The organism is Actinomadura darangshiensis (genome assembly GCF_004349235.1).
Lineage (GTDB): Bacteria > Actinomycetota > Actinomycetes > Streptosporangiales > Streptosporangiaceae > Spirillospora > Spirillospora darangshiensis.
This window is the reverse complement of record NZ_SMKY01000359.1, coordinates 1-7978: the sequence shown is the minus strand read 5'-3', so window position 1 is coordinate 7978 and position 7978 is coordinate 1. Positions and strand designations below refer to the sequence as shown.

Annotated in this window: 6 protein-coding genes; 3 read left to right on the top strand and 3 right to left on the bottom strand. The window is 71.0% G+C overall.

Annotation, left to right across the window (positions count from 1 at the left end; translation table 11 throughout):
- Nucleotides 1-19 precede the first annotated feature (19 nt).
- The 3 genes from E1293_RS41395 to E1293_RS41385 all read right to left on the bottom strand — a co-directional run bounded on the left by E1293_RS41395 (nucleotide 20) and on the right by E1293_RS41385 (nucleotide 3589).
- Nucleotides 20-1174, bottom strand: a complete 1155-nt coding sequence (locus tag E1293_RS41395) for an acyltransferase family protein (protein ID WP_132204696.1) — start codon at nucleotides 1172-1174, stop codon at nucleotides 20-22.
- Between the two features lie 15 nt (nucleotides 1175-1189).
- The gene (locus tag E1293_RS41390) at nucleotides 1190-2620 is read right to left on the bottom strand and encodes an LCP family protein (protein ID WP_132204694.1); all 1431 of its coding nucleotides are present in this window, start codon (nucleotides 2618-2620) and stop codon (nucleotides 1190-1192) included.
- A gap of 117 nt (nucleotides 2621-2737) precedes the next feature.
- Nucleotides 2738-3589: a TIGR03089 family protein gene (locus E1293_RS41385; protein ID WP_132204692.1), complete on the bottom strand. Its 852-nt coding sequence runs from the start codon at nucleotides 3587-3589 to the stop codon at nucleotides 2738-2740.
- Nucleotides 3590-3659: 70 nt separating this feature from the next.
- Between E1293_RS41385 and E1293_RS41380 the strand changes: the two genes are divergently transcribed.
- From E1293_RS41380 to E1293_RS41370, 3 genes are read left to right on the top strand one after another with little or no spacing between them, the layout of a single operon-like run.
- Nucleotides 3660-5792, top strand: coding sequence for a hypothetical protein (locus E1293_RS41380; protein ID WP_243717342.1), 2133 nt, complete (start codon nucleotides 3660-3662; stop codon nucleotides 5790-5792).
- A gap of 40 nt (nucleotides 5793-5832) precedes the next feature.
- Nucleotides 5833-6783: a glycosyltransferase family 2 protein gene (locus E1293_RS41375; RefSeq protein ID WP_132204690.1), complete on the top strand. Its 951-nt coding sequence runs from the start codon at nucleotides 5833-5835 to the stop codon at nucleotides 6781-6783.
- A 4-nt stretch (nucleotides 6784-6787) separates the two neighbouring features.
- Nucleotides 6788-7876 (top strand): glycosyltransferase family 4 protein, encoded by a 1089-nt coding sequence (locus E1293_RS41370; RefSeq protein WP_132204688.1) that lies wholly within the window; start codon nucleotides 6788-6790, stop codon nucleotides 7874-7876.
- Nucleotides 7877-7978 lie beyond the last annotated feature (102 nt).

Sequence of the window (7978 nt, the reverse complement as noted above, 5' to 3'; positions counted from 1 at the left end):
TCTCCGTGTGGTCTGCCCTTTAGCGGGAGCGGGCGGGGCGTCGCAGGGGGGTGAACACCCAGGTCATCTTGGGTTCGAGCGCCCAGCGCATCGTCCGGACGACAGGGGGCGTGCACAGGAGCGTACCGACCACCACGGCGCAGCCGACCACGATGACCACCCCGGGCGGGGTGTGCATCCAGTCCGCGCCCCACCAGCCGGTGAAGTCCAGCAGCCGGATCACGAACCCGTGCAGCAGGTAAGCGTACAACGTGTAGGCACCGAGCCGGCTGAACCAGTGGTGCCCGCGGGGGATGAGGGTGAGGAACGCGGCGACGAACACGCACGCGCAGGCGAACATGGCGAGCCGCATCATGGTGCCGGTGAAGTTGCCGACGTCGAGCCCGAAGTTGGGGGTTCTCCAGTAGATCCATTCCCGCGACATGTGGTTCATGACGAGGTAGGTGCCGCCGAGGCCGGCGGCGAGCACGGCGGCACCGATCGGGCGCGCGGCCGGTCTCTTCAGCAGTTCGAAGTGGTGCGGCTTCAGGGTGAGGCCGAGCACGTAGAACGGCAGCAGCCCGATCACCCGGTGGATGTCGAACGTCCCGCCGAGGTCGCTCATGTACGACAGCAGCGCGAACACCAGCGCCACGGCGAGGGGCCAGCGGATCTGCTGCCAGACCGGGGTGGACAGCCGCCACATGAACAGCGCGCACAGGAACCACGTCAGGTAGTACGGGTTCAGCATGCTGATCTCGAGGTCGTTGCGGCCGGCGAGCCAGTCGTAGAGCGAGTAGGCGATCTCGAACACCACGTACGGGACGCCGACGTTGGTGATGAGCTTGCGCGCCTTGCCGCCGGCGAACGTCCAGTTCCGCGAGAAGTAGCCGGTGACCACGATGAACAGCGGCATGTGGAACATGTAGATGAAGATGTACAGGCCCTTGGCCATCGGGACGTTCAGCAGGTTCGCCAGGCAGTGCCCGGCCACCACCAGCAGGATGGCGAAGTACTTGGCGTTGTCGAAGAAGGGGTCGCGCCGCCGCTGCGGGCGGGCCGCCGCGGCGGGCCCGCCGGACGCGGTGGTGCCCGCGTCACCCGGCGCCCGCGGCTCGGGCGCCACCTGATCCGTGGACGACGGCTGTTCGGTCTCTGCCGTTCCGGCCTCGGAGGGCCTGGTGCTGTAGCTCATACGCGGGCTGCCCGGTCACGTCCCCTTGCAGATGTCGTCGCTGGCGCTGATCTCACCCTGCTGCTTCGGGATGCCGCCGCCGGCGTTGTTGAGTTTCGTCCAGTTCCGTCCGACGACCAGGTCCACGACGCCCGGCGTGGCGCCCTTGGTGCGAGCCGCGGGCTGCGGCTTGCTCGGGATCAGCGCGCTCAGGGTCTGGGCCTGCTGGTCGGCACCGGAACCGTACAGCACCTTAGTGGTCGGCGCGGTGGCCGGGGCGTTGCCGCCGACGGTGACCTGGAAGCCCTGCTGCTCCAGGTCGTCGGCGACGCGGCCGGCCTGGCCGTCGATGCCGCTGCCGTTGTAGACCCGCACCCGCACCTGGCTCGGCGGGATCTTCGCGGCGCCCGGCTGCTTGGGCTCCTTCGGCACGGTCTTGTCGTTGCGGACCGACTCGAAGAACGGCTGGGCGGCGTCGGTGAGCGCCACCCGGTTCTTGTCGACCGGATCGGGGCCGGACGGGACGGTCACGAACCGCAGCTTGCCGGAGGTCAGGCCCTGCATCTCCTGGGCGAGGTCCTTCATGACCTGCGGCGTCATCTCCTCGTCGGTGGTGAGCGACTTGGTGACCGCGTTCATCAGCGTGTAGAGGGTCTTGGGATTGCTGAGCACGCCCGCGCTCAGCGCCTTGCTGGCGAGGGCGCCCATGAACTTCTGCTGCCGCTTGATGCGGTCGGTGTCGGAGCCGTCGCCGAGCCCGTGCCGGACCCGCACGTACGCCAGCGCCTGCTCGCCCTTGATCTTGTGCTGGCCCTTGCTCAGCTTGAGCCCGGACTTGGGGTCGTCGACGGCCTTCGGCAGGCACACCGGCACGCCGCCGACGGCGCTCGTGATGGTCTTGAACCCGGCGAAGTCGACCTGCATGAAGTGGTCGACGCGGATGTTGGAGATGCTCTCGATCGTCTTGATGACGCAGGCCGCGCCGCCGTTGGTGAACGACGAGTTGATCTGGGCGCGGGACTGCGCCGGGATCGTCCCGCCCTTGCGGTTCTTGCAGGACGGCATGTGGACCATCAGGTCGCGGGGGAAGCTGATGCCCATCGCCTGGCCGCCGCCGGGCGACAGGTGCAGCAGGATCATCGTGTCCGAGCGGGGCGCCTCGTTCTTCAGCGCCCGGCCGTACTTTGCGTTGGATCCCGCGCGGGTGTCGGACCCGAGCAGCAGGATGTTCATCGCGCTGTTCAGCTTCTTCGGCCGGTTGGGGCCGATCTTCCCGTTGACGTCCTCGTGCGCGATGTTCCCGAACGCCTGGCGGTACAGGCCGTAGGCGGTGAGGGAGCCGGCCACCATGACCGCCGACAGCCCGATGCACATCCATCCGAGGATGCGCCAGCCGCGTCGCGGCGCGCGACCCTGCTGCGGGTCGGCGTCGTCGACGTACTCCATGTACATCGGGTTGCTGTTCATGGGCTCCGAGGTCCGGGGGTCTCAGTGGGTTCCTGGGGGCGTGGGGGGCGATCCCCCACAGGAGGCAGGCCCGCTTTCGGGGGTCGGGTTACGGGACGAGGGCAAGGAGAGCGTAAGTCAGGGGAGCCGGTACGGGGACCCGGATCCGCCATTCGGCCCGGGCAGACCGGCCACCACCGTCACATGCTCCAGGTTCAGACGACGATCTAGGGTGGCTTTGTCAAAGTTTCGTTGGATTATGACGGAAGCACCCGAGGCTAGTGGTGCGAGAAGGCCGGTCAGTACCCCGTCCAATGTGGCGAACGGCATGTCAACCAGAAGCCGGTCGCGGGCGTCCAGCTCCCATTTCTCGGCGGCGGCGCGGGCGGCCGCCACGAGCTCGGCGGCGGTGAATGTGGTCTTTGTCACACTCATCGCGGGGGCCTCGGGCGTCACTCCGGGCCCCGGCGTGAACCCGTCGCCGTACGTCCGGACCTCCGCGGCGTAGTCGGTCACCCCGGGCGGGCACTCGGCGAGCGGGCCGCCCAGCGCGTGCAGCGACAGCCCGACGATCTCCTCGGCTCCGCCCGCGAGCGTGTCGTCCGCCATCACGTCGTCGAGCACCTCCTGGGCCGCTGCCAGGATGTACGGCTCGGACGCGCCGATCGGTTCGGCGCCGCCGGCCCGTACCGCCTCCGGGTCCAGGGGCACGACGACGAGACCGGCGGACCAGCAGGCCATCAGCCATACGGCGGTCTGCCAGTGCGGCGGCAGGACGAGGACCACGCGGGTGCCGGGCTCGGCGGCGAGACCGTCCACGAGGAAGTTCGCCGTCTTGGCCACCCAGTTGTCGAACGTCCGCGCGGACAGCTCGATCCGCTCGCCGGCCGCGTCGTCGTAGAAGGTCACCAGCGGGCGGGACGGGTCGGCGGCGACCCGCCGCCGCAGCAGTTCCGCGGGCGTGCCCGCCGCCCCGGCATGTGCGCTCATGGGTCCGAGACTATGCGCGCATGATCGTCGTGCGGCCACCATCCGGCCGGTGCCGCTACGCTCCGCACGGGTGAGCGACGGAACACAGGCGGGCGGAGACGCCGCGCGCGGGCAGGGGACGGGCGGAATCATGGACGCGGGCCGGCTGCTCGTGCGGGCGACCACGGCACCGGCGCTGCTCGTCGTCGCGTGGCTCGCGGTGTCCCTCCCGCTGCTGCTGGCGGGCGTGTTCCGGCCGGCCCCGGCGATCGCGCTGTTCATGCCCGTCGCGGCCGCGGTGCTGTGGCTGGGTTTCCGGTCCCGGCCGGGCGGCCCTGCCGGCGGCACCGCGGGCGAGCGCCCGGGGAGCCTGAACGCGCCGGGCGGCCTGGCCGCGGTGCAGCGGTGGCCGGTGTGGACGGTCCTCGGCATCGCCGCCGCGTTCCTGGTGCTCCAGGTCGCCATGTGCTCGCAGCAGATCGTCGTCCGCCGGGACCCGGCGTCCTATGTCCAGTTCGCGACGTGGCTGGCCGGGCACGGGTCGCTGCCGATCCCGCTGATGGAGTCGGCGTTCGGCGGCCCGGACGGCGCGCTGTCCTTCCAGAGCCCCGCCTTCTACCAGCACGACGGCGCGGTCGTCCCGCAGTTCATGGCGGGATGGCCGCTGGTGCTGGCGCCCGCCGGATGGATCGGCGGCACGCACGGGATCGTGCTGATGGCGCCGCTGCTCGGCGCGTGCTGCGTGCTGTCGTTCGCGGGGCTGGTCGCGCGGCTCGTCGGCCCGCGCTGGGCGCCCGCCGGGGCGCTGCTGCTCGCCCTGACCCTGCCGATGCTGTACGTCTCCCGGAACACCTTCAGCGAGCTGCCCGCGATCGTCCTGCTGCTGGGCGGCCTGTCGCTGCTGTACGACGTCCGGCGGGAGACCGGGCGGGTCGCCGGCCCCAAGGCGTTCCTCGGCGCGGCCGCGCTGGGGCTGATCGTGCTCGTCCGCATCGACGGGCTGCGCGACATCCTGCCGGTGCTGGTGTTCGCCGGGCTCCTCATCGCGCGCCGGCGTCCGGGCGGGTACTGGACCGCGGGCGGCCTGCTGCTCGGCGCGGGCGCCGGGCTGGCCGAGGGCTACGCGCTGTCCCGGCCGTACCTGTCCTACCTGGACTCCTCCCTGAAGCCGCTGCTCGCCATCGCGGCGGCGGTGCTCGTCGCCACGGTCGCCATGGTCGTCCTGCTCCGCTGGGACCGGGCGGGCACGCGGCTGCGCGCCGCGGGCGCGTCGGTCGCGCGGGGGAGGGTGCCGGGCGCCGCCGCCGTCCTCACCGTGCTGATGATGGCGGGGTTCGCGGTCCGGCCGCTGGTGCAGACCGTCCGGCGGGTGCCGGCGACGCGGGACGACGAGATGAACGCCGGGTTCATCGAGACGATCCAGCGGATCCAGCACATGCCGGTGGACGGCGCCCGGCAGTACTCGGAGCTGTCCCTGTACTGGGTCGTCTGGTACATCGGCGTGCCCGCACTGCTGTTCGCGACGCTGGGCGCGGCGCTGCTGGTGCGGCGGCTGCTGCGCGGACGCTCCCCGGAATGGCTGCTGCCGTACGCGATGGTCGTCTGGACGACCACGCAGGTGCTGATCAGGCCCGGGATCACGCCCGACCACCCGTGGGCGTCCCGGCGGCTGATCGGCCTCGTCATCCCCGGCCTGCTGCTGTTCACGGTGTTCGCGTCGGCGTGGGCGGTGAAGCGCGTCCGGCGGCTCGGCTACGGGCCGAAGGTCGTGCGGGGCGGCACGATCGCCGGTGTCGCGCTGATGCTGGTGCCGGTCCTGATCACGTCCGGCGGCTACCTGGTGACCCGGACCGAGCAGCACGAGGCCGCCGCCGTGGACGGGATGTGCGACGCGCTGCGGCCGCGCAGCTCGGTCGTGGTGATCGAGCAGTCCACCGCCGACCGCTTCCTCCAGGTCCTGCGGGGGGAGTGCGGGCTGCCCGCCGCGCGCACCACCGGCAAGGCCACGCGAGGCGACGTCGAGCGCGTCGCCGGGCGGGTCGCGGCCGCCGGGCGGCACCCGGTGGTCATGGCGGCGAAGCGGGAGCAGGTCGCCCCGTACGGGACGCCGCGCCGCGTCCTTTACCTGCGGACCCGGCAGGACGGGCGCACCCTCACCGAGCCGCCCGGCGGGACGTGGGGACTGTCCATGGAGGTCTGGATCGCCGAGCCCGCTCGGCCGTAGCGTCTCCCACGGTGGACGGGTGCGAGTATCCTCGCGCTGCGTGAGCACCAAGTCTGCCGAGCCGACGCCCCAGCCGCCCGCCGATGCGGAGCCCGTGCCCGAGCCCGTCCATGTCACGGTCGTCCTGCCCTGCTACAACGAGCAGGACCACGTGATCGACGAGGTCGAGCGCATCTGCAAGGCGATGGACAACAGCGGCAAGCCCTACGAGCTGCTGGCCGTCGACGACTGCTCGACGGACGCGACGCTCGCCCGGCTGGAGGAGGCGGCCCCCCGCTTCCCGAACATGCGGATCCTGGCGTTCCAGCACAACAGCGGCTCCGGCACCGTCCGGCGCATCGGCTCGCAGCAGGCCCGCGGCGACATCGTCGTGTGGACCGACGCCGACATGTCCTACCCGAACGAGCGGATCCCCGAGCTCGTCGACGTCCTCGACACCGACCCGTCCGTCGACCAGGTCGTCGGGGCGCGCACCAGCGAGGAGGGGACGCACAAGGCGCTGCGGGTGCCCGCCAAGTGGTTCATCCGCAAGGTCGCCGAGCGGCTCACCAACTCCAGGATCCCCGACCTGAACTCGGGGCTGCGCGCGTTCCGCCGCGAGGTGTCGCTGCCGTACCTGCGGCTGCTGCCGCCCGGGTTCTCCTGCGTCACCACGATCACGATCGCGTTCCTGTCGAACCAGCATCCGGTCCGGTACGTGCCGATCGACTACGCCAAGCGGGCCGGGAAGTCGAAGTTCCACTTCACCAAGGACGCCTACCGCTACATCCTGCAGGTGCTGCGGATGGTCATGTACTTCAACCCGCTCAAGGTGCTGATGCCGCCCGCGCTGTGGCTGATCCTGATCGGGCTGCTCAAGGGCGTGTTCGACATGGTGGTGCACTTCGGCTACTTCGCCAACAACACCATCATGATCTTCGTTACCGGGTTGATCATCGCGTCGCTGGCGCTGCTCGCCGACCTGATCGTCCGGTCGCGCGGCGACGTCTAGCGGCATGCGCATCGCGATCGTCGGGCCGGCGTTCCCCTACAAGGGCGGCGGCGCCCGGCACACCACCGAGCTCGCGCACCGGCTGGCGGCGGCCGGGCACGACGTCGCCATCGAGTCGTGGCGGGCCCAGTACCCGTCGTTCCTGTACCCGGGGCAGCAGACGATCTCCGAGCCGGAGGGGGAGCCGTTCCCCGCCACCCGGCACCGGCTCGACTGGCGGCGCCCGGACGGCTGGTGGCGCACCGGCCGTGCCCTGCGCTCGTGCGACCTGGTCGTCCTGGTGGTGCTGAGCACCGTGCAGGTCCCGTCCTACCTGGGTGTACTCGCCGGTCTGCGGCGCGGCGCGCCGGTGGTGGCGCTGTGCCACAACGTCCTGCCGCACGAGCGCAAGCCGTACGACGAGCCGCTGATGAAGCGGCTGCTGCGAAAGGTGGACGGCGTCCTCGTCCACACCGAGAACCAGGCCGATCTCGCGCGGACGCTCACGGACCGTCCCGTGCGGGTCGTGGAGATGGCCGCGCATCTGCCGGCCTCCGCGGCCGTTTCGCCGGGCGACGACAAGGTGCGGCGCCGACTGCTGTTCTTCGGGATCGTCCGCCCCTACAAGGGCCTGGACGTCCTGCTGCGCGCCCTCGCCGAAGGCCCGGACGACGTCGCGCTGACCGTCGCGGGCGAGTTCTGGGGCGGTCTGGACGAGACCCGCGAGCTGATCCGGTCACTGGACCTGACGTCGCGCGTCGAACTCCGTCCCGGATACGTGCCGGCGGCCGACATCCCCGGGCTGTTCGCCGCCGCCGACGCGCTCGTCATGCCTTACCGGTCGGCGACCTCGTCGCAGAACGTGTGGATGGCCTACGAGCACGGCCTCCCGGTGATCGCCACCGACGTGGGCGGGTTCGGGGACCAGATCCGCGACGGCGTCGACGGACTGATCTGCACGCCGGACGACGTCGCGTCGCTGGCTTCTGCGCTGCGTCGCTTCTATGCGCCGGGGGAGCCGGAGCGGCTGCGCTCCGGCGTCCGCCCGGTCGACCACGGCCCGGTGTGGGCCGCCTACACCGACGCGCTGGCTCTTCCAAGATTCCGGTGGTGACGGGGTGTGCTTATGTGAGGAGTATCCGTTTACGGAGTAGCGGGAGGGCGGCGCGTCCGTAGTACTGCCGTTTGAGGTACTTGATCTTGTTGACGACGCCCT

What these genes read in the sequence shown, in the direction of transcription:
- E1293_RS41385 (WP_132204692.1), bottom strand. Translation starts at nt 3,589, where the DNA reads ATGAGCGCACATGCCGGGGCGGCGGGCACGCCCGCGGAACTGCTGCGG.
- E1293_RS41395 (WP_132204696.1), bottom strand. Translation starts at nt 1,174, where the DNA reads ATGAGCTACAGCACCAGGCCCTCCGAGGCCGGAACGGCAGAGACCGAA.
- E1293_RS41390 (WP_132204694.1), bottom strand. Translation starts at nt 2,620, where the DNA reads ATGAACAGCAACCCGATGTACATGGAGTACGTCGACGACGCCGACCCG.
- E1293_RS41370 (WP_132204688.1), top strand. Translation starts at nt 6,788, where the DNA reads ATGCGCATCGCGATCGTCGGGCCGGCGTTCCCCTACAAGGGCGGCGGC.